A 17,709-nucleotide genomic window follows, 5' to 3' on the forward strand; every position below is an offset into this window, starting at 1 on the left:
GCCGAACTCCCGCGTTCCTAGCCGGCCTCGGCAGTTCAATTGAGGACTGCGATGGCAATCGCCGTAAAGTGTGCCGCGAACGCCAGGACGGTCAGGGCGTGGAAGAGTTCGTGGAATCCAAAGTGCTCGTAGCTGAAGTTGGGCTTCTTGAGCGCATAGAACACGGCGCCGGTGATGTATAGAATCCCGCCCACGCAGATCAGGACTGCGGCGGGGATGCTGGCCGCGAAGAACTCGGGCAGGTAGAACAGCGACCCGCAGCCAAGCGCAATGTAGATCGGCACGTATAGCCAGCGCGGCGCGTCCGTCCACAGCAGCCGGAACAGCACGCCGAGAATGGCCCCGGACCAGATGACCCAGAGCAGCAGGACCGCCTTGGGCTGTTCCAGCAGCGACCAGGCCAGGGGTGTATAGCTGCCGGCGATGACCAGCATGATGTTGGTGTGGTCCAGGCGCTTGAGGACAATCTTCACACCCGGAGACCAGTTGCCGCGGTGGTAGATGGCACTGATGCCAAAAAGCAGGACGCCGGTGGCAGCGTAGATGGCCGAGGTGATCTTGCGGTCCGTAGTTGGGGCGAGGACCACCAGGACGATGCCCGCTGCCAGGGCCAACGGAGCCGTGACGGTGTGGATCCAGCCGCGCCACTTGGGCTTGAGCATCAGGAGTTCGGCCAGCCGGACGGCGGCGTCGTCCAAGGGGCTGTTGCCGTGGTCCGCCGAGGGCGCGCGGGGGCCGTCAGGAGTCTGGCTGTTCATGGCTTCAGAATATCCTCTCGCCGGATAAGTTACTCATGGGTAACAATCATGACAGGTCATCCGGGAACGTCCCGTCACGCCGGTCCCGGTCCCGGACGGTAGCCTAGGATGTGCAATGCCGTCGAACAGCAACGGAAGTCAGGTGAGTCTCCTCGTGGAATTGCGCGGGTTCCTTTATGGCTTCTACGAGAGGCGGCTGCTCAGCGAGTTGGCCGGCGGCCGCATTCCCAACCATATCGGCGTGATGGTGGATGGCAACCGCCGCTGGGCCAAGCAGTTCAATGCACCCACCAGCCAGGGCCACCAGGCCGGCGCGGACAAGATCCACGAATTCCTCGGCTGGTGCCAGGAGCTTGGGGTCAAGGTGGTCACGCTCTACATGCTCTCCACGGACAACATGAGCCGGTCCAGTGAAGAGCTGGATCTTCTGATGGGGATCATTGCCAACACCCTGGACCGCCTTGACGAGAACGCCAACATCTCGGTCAATGCCATGGGCGCGCCTGAGCTCCTGCCGGACTACCTGGCGGAGCGGCTCAACAAGCTCACCGCCCGCACACCGGTGCGCGAGAAGATCCACGTCAACGTTGCGGTGGGCTACGGCGGACGCCGCGAGATCGTCGACGCCGTGCGCGAGCTTCTTCACGACGCCGTCGCCAAGGGTTCTGACATTTCGGCACTCGCTGACACGCTGTCCGTGGACGATATTTCCCGCTTCCTGTACACGCGCGGCCAGCCGGATCCGGACCTGGTGATCAGAACCTCCGGGGAGCAGCGGCTGTCCGGGTTCCTGATGTGGCAGAGCGCGTACAGCGAGTTCTACTTCTGCGAGGCCCTGTGGCCTGCCTTCCGTAAAGTGGACTTCCTCCGCGCCCTTCGCGACTACGCAGGCAGGCAGCGGCGCTTCGGCACCTGATCCGGCCGGTCGCAGGTTCGGGCCTCTCATCCCCCTCGTCAGCTCCGTTCATCCGGAATTCACAAGCCGGCAACAGGAATCGCCGACGGATGGCACCGGAAATTACTGGGCAGGGATTTACGTTATATCCATCAGCAGGCAAATACGCCGGCTGATCGGGGAGGCCAGTACATGGAGCGAATTTCGCACCGGTTGTATGGGAGGCCGGACCCGGCCTCCAGGCCGAGCCGCCTCACCAATAACAATTCCGGGCGTGCCCGGGGCTGGAGTCGATGTGGCTAATTCTGAACAACTGCCCGAGGCCGTTTTTGACCAGGGACAGAAAGCTACCTCTCGCGCCATGCGAGCCACTTCACAAACCGGTGCAGCAGACGAAACAGATGCGGCCGGTTTTGCTGTCTCCGGAAGGGACGCCACCATTAGCACGTTCGTCATTGACACCTCTGTCCTGCTCTCGGATCCACGGGCGCTGCTGCGCTTCGCCGAGCACGAAGTCATTGTTCCGATCGTTGTCATCACGGAACTTGAGGGGAAACGGCACGACCCCGAACTGGGCTACTTTGCCCGCAAGGCGCTCCGGCTGCTCGATGATCTACGGGTGAAACACGGTGGCTTGAGCAAACCCATCCCCATCGGAAACGAGGGCGGCACCCTCCTGGTGGAGTTGAACCACATTTCCGCCGAGGTGCTCCCTTTGGGTTTCCGCAGTGGCGACAACGACAGCCGCATCCTGGCTGTGGCCAAGAACCTGGCCAATGAAGGCCGGAACGTCACCGTGGTTTCGAAGGATCTCCCGATGCGGGTCAAGGCCTCCGCCATGGGACTCACTGCCGACGAATACCGCAACGAACTGGTCAAGGATTCGGGCTGGACCGGCGTCGCGGAGGTCGAGGCCAGCGAGGCCGAAATCTCCACCCTGTACGGCCACGAGCCGGTCTTTATCCCCGCCGCCGCTGAAATGCCGGTCAACACCGGGCTGGTGATCCTCTCCAACCGGGGCTCAGCCCTGGGCCGGGTTGGCGCCGACAAGCAGGTGCGGCTGGTCAAGGGGGACCGGGACGTGTTCGGGCTCCACGGACGCTCGGCGGAACAGCGGCTGGCCATCGACATGCTGATGGACCCCGCCGTCGGAATCGTTTCGATCGGCGGACGGGCCGGTACCGGCAAATCCGCGCTGGCCCTGTGTGCCGGCCTGGAAGCGGTGCTGGAACGCCGCGAGCATCGCAAGGTGATCGTCTTCCGCCCGCTCTACGCCGTGGGTGGCCAGGAACTTGGCTACCTGCCCGGCTCCGAGTCGGAAAAGATGAACCCCTGGGCTCAGGCGGTCTTTGACACCCTCGGCGCCCTGGTCAGCCAGGAAGTCGTGGAAGAAGTCATGGACCGCGGCATGCTCGAGGTCATGCCGCTGACCCACATCCGCGGCCGCTCCCTGCACGACGCCTTCGTGATCGTCGACGAGGCCCAATCACTGGAGAAGAACGTCCTCCTCACCGTGATGAGCCGGATCGGCCAGAACTCCAAGATCGTCCTCACACACGACGTCGCCCAGCGTGACAACCTCCGCGTCGGCCGGCACGACGGGATCGCCGCCGTCGTCGAAACCCTGAAGGGACACCCCCTCTTCGGCCACATCACCCTCACCCGCTCAGAGCGCTCACCCATCGCAGCCCTGGTAACGGAACTCCTCGAGGGGGCCGAGATCTAGGCTCTTACGGTGTGTGAGGGGCCGTGGTCCAGTCCGTCGGGCCACGGCCCTTCTCCGTCGCTTAGACACCTCCCGCCGCTTCGCTACGGTCGCTGGGCGACCTTCGCGCCGCGGAGGTCGCCCAGCGACCGAAGGGGCCCCTTTGCGTCGTGTCTAAGCGACGGCGAAGGGCCGCTGCCTGAGGAACCAAGCCCCGACTTACTGAGCCCCGAGGAACTTGGCTGCTGCTTCGTGGCCCTTCACTTGGAGGGTCCAGTCGGGGCGTTTGAAAGTTGCGGGGGTGAGGCGCACTTTTTGGACTTCCACGGCCTTGCCGCCCCAGGACTGCCTGTTGGTGCCGTTGAGTTCGTAGCCGAGGGAGCGGGACACACCCAGGGAGGCGGCGTTCCAGGCGGCGGCTTCGGATTCGGCCACCTCGGCGCCAAGCCAGTCGAACGCGTAAAGCGCGACGGCGGCCCGCATCTCGGTGCCGAGCCCTTGGCCGTGGAGGGACTGCTTGAGCCATGAGCCGGTGCTGACGGTCTTGAGGGTGGCAAAGTCCTTGGCACCGATGTCCTGGCAGCCGATGAATTCGTCCTGGTACCAGATGCCCAGGAGCAGGGTCCAGTCCTCGGGCGTGGCCTGGCCGCGGCAGCGCCAGTACCACTGCGCCATGTTGTGCCCTAGGGACTCCGCCGGCAGTTCCGTCCACGGAGTGCTGAAGGGGCTCCGGCCGGGTTCGTGGACTCCGCTGGCGGCCGCTGCAACCGCGGCGGGAATGTCGGCGTCGGTGATGAGACGCAGCACCAGGCGGGGCGTGGTCAGCTCAAGGCCGAAGAGCGGCCAGATGGAAGTCAGCGCGGTCATCAGGGAAGCCTAGCCGACGCCTGGCCACCGAAGCCCGTCAATCGTTTGTTCCGGTCGGCGATGGCCCGAGAAGGACGCGTGATCAGGCCCGGATATCCCAGCTGATGTGGCGGCGGACGTCCGTCAGGTTCATGGACTCGGCCACGAACAGGTCATCCAGCATGTATTCATCCACCGCGAGGATCCGGATCCAGTGCCCGTAATCCGGGGTCGCCGCTTCCAGTGACTGGCTGGCCACGCAGATGCCGGTTTCCAGGTCGATCCGCACGCGGTTGCTGCCGGGCAGGCAGAGCGGAGCGGCAGGATCCGTTGGATGGTAGGACGCGGTAGGCGTCACCGCTGCCTCCAGCGCCGGCCGGCCATCGTGATCCACGCGGCGAACGGCGTCGACCTCCACGGCGTTGGTGCCCGGGAACTCGATCGGGACCGGGGCATTCCCGGCGAGTTCCACGGGATCAAGGGCAGCCGAGAAACGGCCGTTCCCGAAGCCCGGTTCGCCGTAGGCTGCCTCCGGCCGGCGCCTGACCAGGCCGCCGTCGTCGTAAACGGGCGCCACCAGGTGGGGCGGCAACAGCCAGGACTTCCGGGTGGCGCTGACATACAGACCGTCCTTGGAATCGTTGATTCCGGTGGTGCTGTGGAGGACAAGCCGGTCGGCGGTTTCCAGGCGCAGCGCACCAGGCCGGCGCAGCCAGGCTCGGACCAGGGGAGCGGACGGGTCGGGGACGTCGGAAAACGGTTCATCCCAGTATTCAAAGCGCAGGGACTGCCACTTCCAGGGGGACGAACGGCAAAGATTCCGGAACATGGTGGTCAGGTCTGCAGCGGCGGCGCCGCCCTCCGGATCCGGCCGGCGCCTGGTGTCCCATGTCGACATATCCACAGTTTACGCGTGGGCTCTGCGGTGCGGCGCACGAATCCAGTAGCATCCGAGGGGTGATCCGACGACTCGATGGACTGTGGGACGCCACTCCGCTGGCGTTCTGGCTAGTGCTGGCCGCATGCGCCTACTTTTTTGTTATGGCCGTCCGCCTGACGGTTATTGACGTGCGCCACCATCTGCTGCCCAACCGGATTGTCTTCCCGTCCTACGGCGTGGCGGGAGTCCTGCTGCTCGCGGCGGCCGTGGTGCACGTGATTGCCGGTCCTGACGCGCTCCTGGGCTCACCCGACGGTGCTGCCGAGCTCCTGGGGATCCCGGCGCTGCGCATCCTGGCCGGGGGAGCGGTTCTGTGGGCCTTTTATTTTGTCCTGCGGTTGGTTTACCCACCCGGCATGGGCTTTGGCGACGTGAAGCTGGCCGGCGTCCTGGGAATGTACCTTGGCTATCTCGGCTGGGGGCACGTTTTTGCCGGAACCTTCGCGGCTTTCCTTCTGGGTGGCCTGTGGTCCACGGCCCTGCTGGCGGCCCGCCGCGGCACCTTGAAATCTTCCATCCCGTTCGGCCCGTTTATGCTCGCCGGCGCCGCTGCCGCCATGCTGCTCCCCGCTTAGCGCGAGAGGACACTTGTGGCCCCGGACCTCAGGGGCCACGAAAACAGCAGGGGCCAGGTGCTCTGCTTCCAGGTGATGGTCAGGATCAGCGCGAACGGACAGTTGGCGCCCTTGCCGGGCACAACCGCCGTACCACAAAACGGCCGCCCCGCTTCGCGATGAAGGTGGGCGGCCGCCGTCGTATGCGGGGCCTCCGTCGCCGAGGGTTCCCAGGCTGAGCGGAGCGAAGCGAGGGAGGCGGTGGGGACTTATGCCTTGTGCGGCGGGCGCGTCATGGACATAACGTCCAGGGCGGTGTCCAGCTGCTCTTCGGTGACCTCGCCGCGCTCCAGGAAGCCCATGGCGACGACGGTCTCACGGATGGTGAGGCCCTCGGCCACGGCCTTCTTGGCGATCTTCGCCGCGTTTTCGTAGCCGATGTACTTGTTCAGCGGGGTGACGATCGAGGGGGAGGCCTCGGCGAGGAAGCGGGCGCGTTCCACGTTCGCGGTGATGCCGTCGATCATCTTGTCCGCCATGACCCGGCTGGTGTTGGCCAGCAGGCGGATGGACTCTAGCAGGTTGGCGGCCATCACGGGGATGCCGACGTTGAGCTCAAAGGCGCCGTTGGTGCCGGACCAGGCGATGGCGGTGTCGTTGCCGATGACCTGGGCGCAGACCATGATGGACGCTTCGCAGATAACGGGGTTGACCTTGCCGGGCATGATCGAGGAGCCCGGCTGCAGGTCCGGGATGGCGATTTCGCCGAGGCCGGTGTTGGGGCCGGAGCCCATCCAGCGGAGGTCATTGTTGATCTTCATAAAGGAGATCGCGATGTTGCGCAGCTGGCTGGAGCCTTCGATGAGGCCGTCGCGGTTGGCCTGGGCCTCGAAGTGGTCGCGGGCCTCCGTCAGCGGCAGGCCGGTGTCTGTGGCGAGCAGTTCGATGACGCGCTCCGGGAAGCCGGCCGGGGTGTTGATGCCCGTGCCCACCGCGGTGCCACCGAGCGGAACTTCGGCGACGCGGGGGAGGGCGGCGTTGATGCGCTCGATGCCGTAGCGGACCTGGGCCGCGTAGCCGCCGAACTCCTGGCCGAGCGTCACCGGGGTGGCGTCCATCAGGTGGGTGCGGCCGGACTTGACGACGTCCTTGAACTCCACGGCCTTGCGTTCCAAGGACTCGGCCAAGTAGCCGAGGGCGGGGATGAGGTCGTTGATCAGGGCCGAGGCGGCGGCGACGTGGACCGACGTCGGGAAGACGTCGTTGGAGGACTGCGAGGCGTTGACGTGGTCGTTCGGGTGAACAACCTTGTCGCTTCCGGCGGCCTTGAGGGCGCGTGTGGCCAGCTCGGCGATGACCTCGTTGGTGTTCATGTTCGAGGACGTGCCGGAGCCGGTCTGGAAAACGTCGATGGGGAAGTCGCCGTCGTACTTGCCGGCAGCTACCTCATCGGCAGCCGCCGCGATCGCCTTGGCCAGCTCGCCGTCGAGCACCCCAAGTTCTGCATTGGCCTGGGCGGCCGCCTTCTTGACCCGGGCGAGCGCCTCGATGTGCGCGCGTTCCAAGGTCTTGCCGGAGATGGGGAAGTTTTCAACTGCACGCTGCGTCTGTGCACGGTACAGGGCGTTCACGGGGACGCGGACTTCGCCCATCGTGTCGTGTTCAATGCGGAATTCTTCAGTGGAAGTCATGGGGCTAGCTTAGGGCGATCGGGTGCCCGGACTAAAACCGTGAACCGCATGCTACGGGCATTGAATCGGGCTGGGCCTAGACGTCGCCGATCCCGGAAACCACGTTCGCGCGGCCCTCGGCGAGGCTGTAGGAGAGGCCGATCACCGCGGCGCGGCCGTTCTCGATTGCGGCGGAAATCACACGGGAGCTGTCCACCAGACGTTGGGACGTCTGCTTGACGTGCTCCACCACCATGTCGTTGATCTCGTGTTCGCCGTTCCGCATGGACGTCAGCACCGAGGGCGTGATGCGCTCCACCAGGTCCCGCATAAAACCCACCGGCATGTTTCCGGTGTCGACTGCGGACTTGGTGGCACCGACGGCGCCGCAGCTGTCGTGCCCCAGCACGACGATCAGCGGCACCCCCAGCACACTGATGCTGTATTCGAGGGACCCCAGCACGGCGTCGTCGATCACCTGGCCGGCGGTGCGCACCACAAAGGCGTCGCCCAGGCCGAGGTCGAAGATGATTTCCGCGGCGAGCCGGGAGTCCGAGCAGCCGAAGATCACGGCAAATGGGTGCTGGTTTTCCACCAGTGAAGAGCGGCGGGACGCGTCCTGGTTCGGGTGCGACGATTCACCGGCAACAAAGCGTTCGTTGCCTTCGCGCATGCGGCGCCAGGCAAGGGCAGGGGTCAGGTAGGTAGCCACGGGCTTACTTTACGGGGCGGGGCTGGCTGAGGAGGAAACTGTGACGGCCGGGTTGGCTTCCATGGACTGCACGACGGCGGTGGCGAGTTCGGCGAATTCGTCCAGCTGGGCGCTTCCCGTCAGGACAACGGTGGTTCCGCGGTAGTTGAGCACCATGCTCTTCTCGCCTTTGCCGGTGTCACGCAGCTCCCAATCCTGTCCGCCGGCCGCACGTCTTCCCGTCACGGGAGCGCTCTTGGTCTGCTGGACGAGCCAGGTTGGGTTGGACTGGCGGGTTTGGACCAGGGCGATGAAGGACTCGTTCGGGGTCAGGTAGCCAACTTCCCAGGTGGGAACGCCGCTGCCGCTGCCCGACTCCCATCGTGCGTAGTTGGACCTGAACGACTTGCCGGCGTCCGGTGTTACGGGTGTGAATCCCGCCACATCCGTGGCGTGCCGGGCTATTTCGCTGACGTCGATGTTCGGGCGGAATCCGTCGCTTTTCGGGAGGGGATTCATCAGGATGATGGGCAGGAAGGCGGCGATGCTGACCACCAGGGCAATGATCATGCCGATCACGGACGCATTGGCGCGCTTTGCCGCGGCGGCCGGGATTACTGGGCGGACGGGGGCTGCTTCGACCGTGCCTGCGCCGTCGCCTCGTGCTCCGGAGTCGGATGGGTCGGGCCCGGGGCTGGGTTTTTCCTGCATTTCACTCACCCCTCTATAGTCGCCCATATTCACGTGCAACTCACAGTCGGGGGTGTGGCGGGGGACCGGCGGTGCATGTTGCAGGGGGACGTCATGCCACGCCCCGGGGGCGCCGTCACGACTATGATCAGAACCAGAGGAATCACCGCACCGGCTGAATCCGGCCGAGCGGGTCCAATGATCGCCACTCGAAGAAGAGGTTCACGTGTCACCAGCGCCTATGACCCAGCAGTACTCCACGATTTCCCCCTCCCTGGCCGTGGGAATCGACGAGCCAGACCGCAACCTCGCACTTGAGCTTGTCCGCGTCACCGAGGCCGCGGCCATCGCCGGCGGCCACTGGGTTGGCTTCGGCGACAAGAACAAGGCCGACGGCGCGGCCGTTGACGCCATGCGCTCGTTCCTTCACACGGTCCACTTCAACGGCGTTGTGGTCATCGGCGAAGGCGAAAAAGACGAAGCCCCCATGCTGTTCAACGGCGAACACGTTGGCGACGGCACCGGTCCCGAGTGCGACGTCGCCGTTGACCCGATCGACGGCACCCGCCTGACGGCCCTCGGCATCAACAACGCCCTGGCAGTCCTCGCCGTGGCTGAGCGCGGCTCCATGTTCGATCCGTCCGCGGTGTTCTACATGGAGAAGCTCGTCACCGGCCCGGAAGCCGCCGACATGGTGGACCTCCGCCTGCCGGTCAAGCAGAACCTGCACCTGATCGCCAAGGCGAAGGGCGTGAAGGTCAACCAGCTCAACGTCATGATCCTTGACCGCGACCGCCACCGCCCCCTGGTCGAAGAGATCCGCGAAGCCGGTGCGCGCACCAAGTTCATCATGGACGGCGACGTTGCCGGCGCGATTGCCGCAGCCCGCTCCGGCACCGGCGTCGACGCCCTGATGGGCATCGGCGGCACGCCGGAAGGCATCGTTGCAGCCTGCGCCATCAAGTCGCTCGGCGGCGTTATCCAGGGCCGGCTCTGGCCCACAAGCGACGACGAGAAGCAGAAGGCGATCGACGCCGGCCACGACCTGGACCGCGTCCTGTCCACCAATGACCTTGTCTCCAGTGACAACTGCTACTTCGCGGCCACCGGAATCACCGACGGCGACCTCCTCAAGGGCGTCCGCTACTCCAAGGACAAGGTCCTGACGCAGTCCATCGTGATGCGTTCCAAGTCCGGCACCATCCGCTTTGTTGACGGCGAGCACCAGGCCAGCAAATGGGAAGGCTACGCCCGCAAGAACTAAACAGGCTCTTCACCCCGCGTACTCCTGCGCGAACGGACACTTGAGGCCCCGGAACTGTGGGCCTCAAGTGTCCGTTCGCGCATGTTCCCTGCCGCGGTAGCCATTCTGGACGTCCCCGGCACGGTGGCGGGACTGCAGGGCGGCCTTCACAAGCTCGACGACGAAGGGTTTGTCTCCCTCCAGGTCCTCCTTGAAAACCCTTACCTCCATCCAGCCGAGCCGCTCAGTGACGGCCCGGCGCTTGTTGTCGAGCCGCACCTGGCGGGCCTCCGAGTGATGGGCGCCGTCGTACTGCAGTGCCAACCGATGCTGAACGTACGCAGCATCCGGCCAAACCGCGGGCTGCCCCCAGCCATTGCGGATGACATGGTTCAACGCCGGTTCGCCGAGGCCCGTGCGCGCCAGTGCCAACCGCATCTTTGTTTCCTGTGGGGAATCGGCGCCAACCCTGATTTCGTTCAGGGCCAGGCGTGCCGTTTTCATGCCTCTCATCCCCGGATGTGCGGCGATCATACGGTGCAAATCATGGGTTGTGGCCAGTGGCTCTTTGGGCCGGGGAAAGTCTGTTCCGTGGCTGTTAACCACGGAGTCGCCGACGGCGATTAATTCGTCTACGGTGAGCAGATTTGCCAAATCCAGCCAGGTCCGGGCTGGCGACGTGACGCGGACGCCGTCGTGCATTACCACTTCGCCCGGCTTGAACGTCATTCGGTGGCCAACGACGTTCTGGCGCCGGGGTCTGCTGCTTTCCCGCTCCCGCGCCACGTGGATCCGCCAGTCTTCCTGTAGCCACGGGGGCAGCCCTAACTCCCATATTCTGCCGCCCGAATGATGCGTGAGCACCGAGGATTCGTCCAGCGCCGTGTAAGCACGGAGGTTGGCCGGGACACCGGCGTCGCTCTCCAGAGGGATGCGTACACCCCTGGATGGAATAACGACGTCGGGCTGCCGCTGCCGTTTGCGCGACACCCCTAAAGCCGCCGCGGTGGCCAACGTAAACGATCCGGTGAGTAGCTCCTCAGGGAGCGGTGCGAGGCCCATGCTTCAGTGTGCACGCGTCTGGCGATGGCAAAGCCGTTATCCACAGGTTTTGTCCCTGGGAATGCGCGAGAGGACACTTGTGGCCCTGGACAGAGGCAGTGGGCGGGGGCTTAAGTGTCCGTTCGCGCGGAAGGGCGGGGGCTTAAGTGTCCGTTCGCGCCGGGGGCAAGGAGGGGGAGCGGAGGGCACGGAGCCTGTCGCGCAGCTTGCGGGCCAGCTGGTAGGCGTTGTACCGGAGCTTCTGCACGGGGAGGTCCCAGGTGCCGGGGTACGCCACCTCGCGGCCGCCGAAGGACTTCTTGAACGCGGTGAATCCTGCCCACTTATGATCAGGCTGGTCCGCGGGCGCAACACCCCACAGGTCAACGTACTTCAGGCCCCGGTCCTTGGCGTCCGCCATCAGGGTCACCAGAAGCGGTATGCCCGCGCTGAGCTTGCGGTGGGTGTCATCCAAGGCCGCGTGGGCGTAGGTCCGGGTGTCCGCGGAGTCGTAGGCGAAGGCAGCAGCGATCGGCTCCCCGTGCAGTTCGGCGATGAACAGTGTGGCAGCGCCCGCGGGCATGAGGGAGGCTGCGACCTGGGTCAGGTACTCGTCGCTCTGCGGCTTGAAACCGTTCCGCCGGGCCGTCATGTGCAGGAAGTCCAGCAGGATACTGATGTCGTCCGGGTCCTGCGACGTGCGGAACGTGACGCCCTTCTTATGGATGTTCCGGTAGAGGTTCCGGTTCACGGGCTTCATCGCGGCCAGGACGTCCTTGAAGTCACCTTCGAGGTCCACGATCCAGCTGAGTTCAGGCTGCTGGTTCACGGGCGCCGGCTGCAGGCCGCGCCGGCTGAGCTCCGCCGCGGCCGGCATCTCCAGCCCGGCGGACACGGGCTCAATCCGGACAAACACGGCCCCGCACGACCGCGCCGTTGCCGCCAGGGCGGCCAGGGCGGCGTCGAACGCCTCCGCGGAGGATGCCACCGGTCCGTAGGGGGCGTAGAGGACCTTGCCGGCCGGGTTTTTCTCCTCCACGGCCAGGAAGCTCCAGCCCCGGCCGGACTGCTGATGGACAGTGCGGCCCAGCGAAGACTGGACGTCCGCCCAGGCGGGCGTCTGCAGGAAGAATTCCACGGCTCAGGCCTTCAGGGACGTGGTCACGGCGAAAGCAACGGCAGGGGACTCGGCACCGGCCACCGGGTGGACGTTGACCGGTGCTTCCGCGGCGGGCAGGAAGGCGCTGCCACCGCGCGCCAGGTGCAGGTCGCCCTTGGGGGAATCAAGATACACCGATCCGTCAACAACAATGACGACGACGGCGCCCGCCTGGGCCAGCGGCACCGGCTCCGCGCCGGGGGCCAGTTCGATCCGCTGAAGCTGGAACTCCCGGAAGGGCGGCTGGTAGAGCTCCTGGCCAAGGCCGGACACTTCCGGCGTGAGCATGGGGACGGCCACCGGCTGGAATTCGATGGTCCGCAGCAGCTCGGGCACATCGATGTATTTCGGCGTCAGCCCGCCGCGGAGCACGTTGTCCGAGGACGCCATGACCTCAACACCCAAGCCGTGCAGGTACGCGTGCACGTTGCCCGCGGGGAGGTAGACGGCCTCGCCGGGGGCCAGCGAAATCCTGTTCAGCAGCAGCGAAATCAGCACGCCCGGATCACCCGGGTACTTTTCGTTGAGGCTGACCACCGTGGACAGCTCCGCCTGGTACGGTGCCAGCGGAGCGCCGGAGATCAGGGCGGCCGCCACCACCGCTGTGGTGTGGGAGACGTCGTCGCCGCCGTTGATCAGCCGCTCGAAGGCGTTCCTGAGGCCGGCACCCTCGTCCGGGTTGTCCAGGACCTCAAGCAGCTCCACCAGCAGGGGCGGGATGCCGGTTTCCACCAGGTCGAAGCAGGCGGCAAGATGGAGCAGGATCTTCCGGGTTGCTGCCGGCGCCCGGAATCCGCACAACGCTTCGAACGGCGTCAGCGCGAAGATCATCTCGGGCTTGTGGTTGTCATCGCGGTAGTTGCGGTGGGCGGCATCGGGCGCAATGCCTGCAGCATTTTCGCGGGCGAATCCGGCCTTGGCCTGTTCGATGCTGGGATGGACCTGGAGGGACAACGGCAGCGCGGCAGCAAGGATCTTGGTCAGGAACGGGAGCCGCGGGCCAAACTCGGCCACAGATTCGCTGCCCAGGAAATGTTCCGGATCTTCGGCGATCAAGGCATCCAGCCGTGCCACGGAGCCGTCCGCCCGGCGGGCCGTTGAAGGGGCACCGGGGTGGGCGCCGATCCAGAGTTCGGCTTCGGGACGGCCGGACTCGGGGCGTCCCAGCAGCCCGGCGATGGCGGTGGTGGATCCCCAGGCGTAGTCGCGGAGGACGTTTTCAATTTTGTACACAGCCGGTGTCCATTCTTGGTTCAGGTCTACGGAGTCGTGCAGTCACGTGCTGCGGCCGGGTTTTCCAGGCGACGGCGCAGCGGGCCTAGAGCGGCGCGCACTGGCCGTTGGTGGCCACCAGTTCACGCAGCGCCTGTTCGTTGCCTTCGCGCTTGAGCTGGTTCAGCATCGCCTCGGTGATCGGCTCGCCGTCGGGCGTTGTGGTCACCGGGGTGAAGTCCGACGACGGCGGGGCAGTCTGCGCGCGGACTCCACCGGCTGCCAGGAAGGCAGCCGTGGGCAGCTGCGCGGCCGCCTGCAGCCGTCCGCCGGCCGCGGCGGGCTGCACGATGCCGTCGACCGGCGTGGCAGCCTGGGGCTGCCCCGACGCGGAGGCCAGGAGCTGGTCCACCCGGTCGTGAATGATCTCGAAGTCAGGCACGGTGGAGAAGGACGCGTCGAAGTCGGGCGGCCCGATGGTGAGCCGCTTGACCTCCTGCCCCTTGGCCTTCATGGCGAGATCCACGAAACCGCCCAGCTGGGCGGAGGAGATGTTTGAGTCCACAACCTTGGTGCCCGCACTGGCGATGTCCTCAAACTTTGCGAGCAGGGTTGCCGGGTCCAGCTGCTTGAGCATGGCCTGCTGGACGCACTGCTGCCGCTGGATCCTGGCGTAGTCGTCGACGAATTCGCGGGAGCGTCCGTACCAAAGTGCGCGGTCGCCATCGAGTGTTTGTTCACCGGCGGGAATCCAGCCCAAGGGCATGCCATGAGTGCGGGTAACCTCGTCGAAGTAGCCGCTCATGGGAACCCAGCCGCCGGCCTTGATCCGGATCCCGCCCATGGCGTCAATCAGCTTGGCGAAGCCCTCCATGTCCACCAGCACGTAGGCCTGGACCGTGATGCCCAGCGTTCCAGAGACAGCCTCCAGAGTGGCCTGGGCCCCTGGGTCAGCTACTCCGGGGTACAGGTCGGCGTGCTCGTTGGTCACCTCTGTGTTGATGGCATTGATGAGGCATTCATTGCCGCAGTCGTAGCCGTCCGGGTAGACCTGGCGCATGGGCGAGCCTTCGCTGAACTGGGCGTTCTGGAGGTTGCGCGGTACGGAGATCATGGCGGTCTGGCCGGTCTTGGCGTCCACGCTGAGCACGGAGAGGCTGTCCGGGCGCCGGCCCGTGCGGTCGTCGCCGGCGTCACCGCCCATCATCAGGAAGTTGTAGCGGCCCTCCACGGGATCGATCGACGGTCCCGAGGAGAAGATGCTGCCGATCGCGTTGCGGCCCACGTTCAGCAGGTAGGCCGCATACCCAAGGGTGCCGCTGCTCAGGACCAGGGCGAGGACCAGGGCGATGCCGACGGCGGGACGCGCCGCCGGTGCCAACAGGACAGGGCGGATCAGCCGGAGGGTGTTGATGAAGAGGAACGCCCACCCGAGCGCCAGAGCCACCAGGACCAGGATGATCACCAGCGAGGCAAACTGATTGGTGATGATGTTGATCAGGAGCGACCGGTTCACGGCCAACAGCAGCAGGGTGACCGCCAGTAACGCCCAGGCGCACAGGGTGACGCGCAGGGCAATACGGCCGAGCTTGCGGTCGCCGGCCACAATCTGGGCGCTGCCGGGCACCAGAAGGGTCATCAGGACCAGGGCAAAGCCCCGTTTGGTCCGGACGGGGGCGGAGGCGCTGGTCGGATACCGGACAGGATCAGTCATGACCGTGCCGGTTGCTGGCTGCTGCGGTTCGCTTCTGCTTCTGGACATGTCCGGTTCCTTAACGGCTGCCCCGGAGAACACCATTGCTGTCGGCGAAGACTTCGCTGACTTTCTGCCTGAGGTTGGCTCCCTTACGGGTGGCGACGTCGTTGAGTTCCTGGGCAAAGTCCAGGAGATCCGCGCGGAGCGAGGCTGCCAGTTCGTCCGTCCCCGACGCGAGGATCCGGACTGCCAGCAGGCCTGCGTTCCGTGCGCCGGCAATGGACACGGTGGCTACCGGAACGCCGGCCGGCATCTGCACGATGGACAGCAGGGAGTCCATGCCGTCCAGGGTTTTCAGCGGGACCGGGACGCCAATGACGGGCAGGGGAGTGACGCTGGCGAGCATGCCGGGAAGATGGGCGGCCCCGCCGGCTCCCGCGATGATGACCCTCAACCCGCGCTCGTGGGCGGTCTGGCCGTACCGGATCATTTCGGTGGGCATCCGGTGTGCGGAGACCACATCGGCTTCAAAGGGTATGCCGAACTCAGCCAATGCATCCGCGGCCGCCTCCATGACCGGCCAGTCCGAGTCTGAGCCCATGACGAGCCCAACGATGGGACGCGGGCCGGCGCTGCCGGTGGTGGTTTCGGTGGTCATGCGTTCTCCTCGGAAATCCGTGCTGATTCTTCGGTGGGAACCCGGCCGTCGCGGATGATGGCCGCCACCCGGGTTGCGCGTTGCCGGACCGAGTCCACATCATCCGTGGAGGTCCCTACCAGGTTGACATGGCCAATCTTGCGTCCCGGACGCACTGCCTTGCCGTAGCAGTGGACCTTGGCTGCCGGCTCGCTGGCCAGCGCGGCCGGGTAGGCGGAAAACAGATCCTGGTTCTCGCCCCCCAGGAAGTTCTTCATGACCACTACCGGGCCCAGGATGTCGGTGGCACCCAGCGGCAGGTCCAGGACCGCCCGCAGGTGCTGCTCAAACTGGCTGGTGACCGAACCGTCCTGGGTCCAGTGGCCGGTGTTGTGCGGCCGCATGGCGAGTTCGTTGATCAGGAAGCCGACGCCGGAGCCCGGCGTTTCGAAGAGTTCCGCGGCCATCACTCCGGTGACGCCCAGTTCCGTGGCCACGCGCAGTGCCGCGTCTTCCGCGGCCGCTGCGACCTCGAGGGGGATGTCCAGGGCGGGGGCGATGACTTCGTCGCAGACGCCGTCCACCTGGATGGTGTGCACCACCGGCCAGGCCCTCGCTTCGCCGCCCGGGGTCCGCGCCACGAGCGCGGACAGTTCGCGGCTGAACTCAACTTTCGCTTCGGCGAGGAGCGGGCTCATGGCCTCGAACCAGGGGGCAGCCTCTTCGGCTGCCTCGGCGGAGTCGATGATCCGCACGCCTTTGCCGTCGTAGCCGCCGCGGGGCATCTTGAGGACAACGGGCCAGCCGGTTTCGTCGCCGAAGGCCACGAGCGCGGCGACGTCAGCGACCGCAGCCCAGGTGGGGTTTGGAAGTCCCAGGCTGTCGATGGCAGCCCGCATCACCAGTTTGTCCTGGGCATTAACCAGGGCGTCCGGACCGGGCTGGACATTCACACCGGCGGCCAGAAGCGCGCGGAGGTGGTCTGTGGGGACGTGTTCGTGGTCGAACGTCATAACATCCAGGCCGTCCGCGAAGTCGAGGAGTGTCTGGAGGTCCGTGTAGTCACCCACCGGTGAAGTGGACACAGCCGACGCGGCTGAAACGTCCTCCGCCTCAGCCAGGACACGGAGTTCAAAGCCAAGGGCGGTTGCGGCTGGGGCCATCATGCGCGCGAGTTGGCCGCCGCCAACCACGCCGATTACTGGAAAAGTCACATATGCCAGCCTACAGAAGAGCTCACCGGATCCGGGCTTTGGGACGTCGAGGGGCCCGCTTTTCGGGTATTTCGGCCACCACCCTGCACGCCGCGGGGGCCGGTTCACCGATTTCGGTCTAAAATAGACCTCTGGCCGTGTGGCCCATTGAACGGACGGCCATGGAGGGTCATGTTTAGCGCACTTGCAGATCGTATCCGGGGGCTCGCCTCGCTATTTTGGCGTGAAGTGGCCAAGTTCGGAGCCGTGGGCGGTGTGGCCTTCGTCATTGACTCGGCAGTCTTCATCTGGCTGTTCACCGGACCGATGCACGGCAGCGAGGTCTGGGCCAAGGCCTTGGCAACCGTCGTGGCAAGCATCTTCTCGTGGGTTGCCAACCGTTACTGGACGTTCAGGCACCGCAAGCAAGCCAATGTGGCCCGCGAGGCCGCGCTCTTCGCCGTGATGAACGCGGTAGGTCTCCTGATCGCCTCAGGCTGCGTCTGGTTCGCGAAGTACATCCTGGACCTGAACGACAAGCCCTCGCTCTTTATTGCCGGCAGCGTGGTGGGCCTGGTCCTGGGCACCATCTTCCGCTTCTTCGCCTACCGCTTCTGGGTCTTCAACGAAGAACTGGACCAGGAGCCGGAGTTCTCCCACGACCACGAGCTCATCGAGCGGCACCATCGGGAGAAGGCTGCTGCCGTCGCCCAGCACGGGGAGCAGCCGGAGGCAGACTCATCGGAAAGCCGCCGGCAGCCCTGACGCGGGAAGCTATT

At 65.6% G+C, this 17,709-nt stretch carries 17 protein-coding genes; 5 read left to right on the forward strand and 12 right to left on the reverse strand.

Annotated features, from left to right (window positions below):
• Window positions 1-35 precede the first annotated feature (35 nt).
• Complete coding sequence (trhA, locus tag AC3IT0_RS06390) at window positions 36-758, reverse strand: PAQR family membrane homeostasis protein TrhA (RefSeq protein ID WP_489322920.1); 723 nt, start codon at window positions 756-758, stop codon at window positions 36-38.
• A 154-nt stretch (window positions 759-912) separates the two neighbouring features.
• Here trhA and AC3IT0_RS06395 point away from each other — a divergent pair, with 154 nt between their 5' ends.
• Entirely contained in the window at window positions 913-1,674 is a 762-nt protein-coding gene (locus AC3IT0_RS06395) for an isoprenyl transferase (RefSeq protein ID WP_489323730.1), read from the forward strand.
• A gap of 274 nt (window positions 1,675-1,948) precedes the next feature.
• Complete coding sequence (gene phoH2, locus AC3IT0_RS06400) at window positions 1,949-3,379, forward strand: RNA 5'-3' helicase PhoH2 (protein WP_489322921.1); 1,431 nt, start codon at window positions 1,949-1,951, stop codon at window positions 3,377-3,379.
• 198 nt (window positions 3,380-3,577) lie between these two features.
• Here phoH2 and AC3IT0_RS06405 read toward each other — a convergent pair whose 3' ends face one another.
• Together AC3IT0_RS06405 and AC3IT0_RS06410 are read right to left on the reverse strand one after the other, a co-directional pair.
• On the reverse strand, window positions 3,578-4,225 hold the full coding sequence (locus AC3IT0_RS06405; RefSeq protein WP_489322922.1) for a GNAT family N-acetyltransferase: 648 nt from the start codon (window positions 4,223-4,225) through the stop codon (window positions 3,578-3,580).
• 82 nt (window positions 4,226-4,307) lie between these two features.
• Entirely contained in the window at window positions 4,308-5,102 is a 795-nt protein-coding gene (locus tag AC3IT0_RS06410; RefSeq protein WP_489322923.1) for a hypothetical protein, read from the reverse strand.
• A 59-nt stretch (window positions 5,103-5,161) separates the two neighbouring features.
• On the opposite strand from AC3IT0_RS06410, the gene AC3IT0_RS06415 reads away from it, so the two are divergent.
• Window positions 5,162-5,719: a prepilin peptidase gene (locus tag AC3IT0_RS06415; protein ID WP_489322924.1), complete on the forward strand. Its 558-nt coding sequence runs from the start codon at window positions 5,162-5,164 to the stop codon at window positions 5,717-5,719.
• A 248-nt stretch (window positions 5,720-5,967) separates the two neighbouring features.
• On the opposite strand, the gene AC3IT0_RS06420 is transcribed toward AC3IT0_RS06415, so the two are convergent.
• The 3 genes from AC3IT0_RS06420 to AC3IT0_RS06430 form a co-directional block, all read right to left on the reverse strand.
• Window positions 5,968-7,389 carry a class II fumarate hydratase gene (locus AC3IT0_RS06420; protein ID WP_489322925.1) on the reverse strand — a complete coding sequence of 474 codons (1,422 nt, stop codon included), beginning with the start codon at window positions 7,387-7,389 and terminating at the stop codon, window positions 5,968-5,970.
• Between the two features lie 76 nt (window positions 7,390-7,465).
• Entirely contained in the window at window positions 7,466-8,080 is a 615-nt protein-coding gene (locus tag AC3IT0_RS06425; protein WP_489322926.1) for a carbonic anhydrase, read from the reverse strand.
• Between the two features lie 9 nt (window positions 8,081-8,089).
• On the reverse strand, window positions 8,090-8,770 hold the full coding sequence (locus tag AC3IT0_RS06430; protein ID WP_489322927.1) for a DUF4245 domain-containing protein: 681 nt from the start codon (window positions 8,768-8,770) through the stop codon (window positions 8,090-8,092).
• 220 nt (window positions 8,771-8,990) lie between these two features.
• Here AC3IT0_RS06430 and glpX point away from each other — a divergent pair, with 220 nt between their 5' ends.
• Window positions 8,991-10,013: a class II fructose-bisphosphatase gene (gene glpX, locus AC3IT0_RS06435; RefSeq protein ID WP_181037131.1), complete on the forward strand. Its 1,023-nt coding sequence runs from the start codon at window positions 8,991-8,993 to the stop codon at window positions 10,011-10,013.
• 63 nt (window positions 10,014-10,076) lie between these two features.
• Here glpX and AC3IT0_RS06440 read toward each other — a convergent pair whose 3' ends face one another.
• From AC3IT0_RS06440 to AC3IT0_RS06465, 6 genes are all read right to left on the reverse strand, one after another.
• Complete coding sequence (locus tag AC3IT0_RS06440) at window positions 10,077-11,006, reverse strand: hypothetical protein (RefSeq protein ID WP_489322928.1); 930 nt, start codon at window positions 11,004-11,006, stop codon at window positions 10,077-10,079.
• A gap of 190 nt (window positions 11,007-11,196) precedes the next feature.
• Window positions 11,197-12,171, reverse strand: a complete 975-nt coding sequence (locus tag AC3IT0_RS06445) for a lipid II:glycine glycyltransferase FemX (protein WP_489322929.1) — start codon at window positions 12,169-12,171, stop codon at window positions 11,197-11,199.
• Window positions 12,172-12,174: 3 nt separating this feature from the next.
• Window positions 12,175-13,425 carry a mannose-6-phosphate isomerase, class I gene (gene manA, locus AC3IT0_RS06450; protein ID WP_489322930.1) on the reverse strand — a complete coding sequence of 417 codons (1,251 nt, stop codon included), beginning with the start codon at window positions 13,423-13,425 and terminating at the stop codon, window positions 12,175-12,177.
• 85 nt (window positions 13,426-13,510) lie between these two features.
• On the reverse strand, window positions 13,511-15,166 hold the full coding sequence (locus AC3IT0_RS06455; protein ID WP_489322931.1) for an LCP family protein: 1,656 nt from the start codon (window positions 15,164-15,166) through the stop codon (window positions 13,511-13,513).
• 10 nt (window positions 15,167-15,176) lie between these two features.
• Window positions 15,177-15,758, reverse strand: coding sequence for a 5-(carboxyamino)imidazole ribonucleotide mutase (gene purE / locus AC3IT0_RS06460; RefSeq protein ID WP_489322932.1), 582 nt, complete (start codon window positions 15,756-15,758; stop codon window positions 15,177-15,179).
• Entirely contained in the window at window positions 15,755-16,903 is a 1,149-nt protein-coding gene (locus AC3IT0_RS06465) for a 5-(carboxyamino)imidazole ribonucleotide synthase (RefSeq protein WP_489323731.1), read from the reverse strand. Before AC3IT0_RS06465 ends, purE begins: the two co-directional genes overlap by 4 nt.
• A 219-nt stretch (window positions 16,904-17,122) precedes the next feature.
• On the opposite strand from AC3IT0_RS06465, the gene AC3IT0_RS06470 reads away from it, so the two are divergent.
• Entirely contained in the window at window positions 17,123-17,695 is a 573-nt protein-coding gene (locus AC3IT0_RS06470; RefSeq protein WP_489322933.1) for a GtrA family protein, read from the forward strand.
• Window positions 17,696-17,709 lie beyond the last annotated feature (14 nt).

The sequence above is a fragment of the Pseudarthrobacter sp. KH_020_B genome (assembly GCF_057840185.1).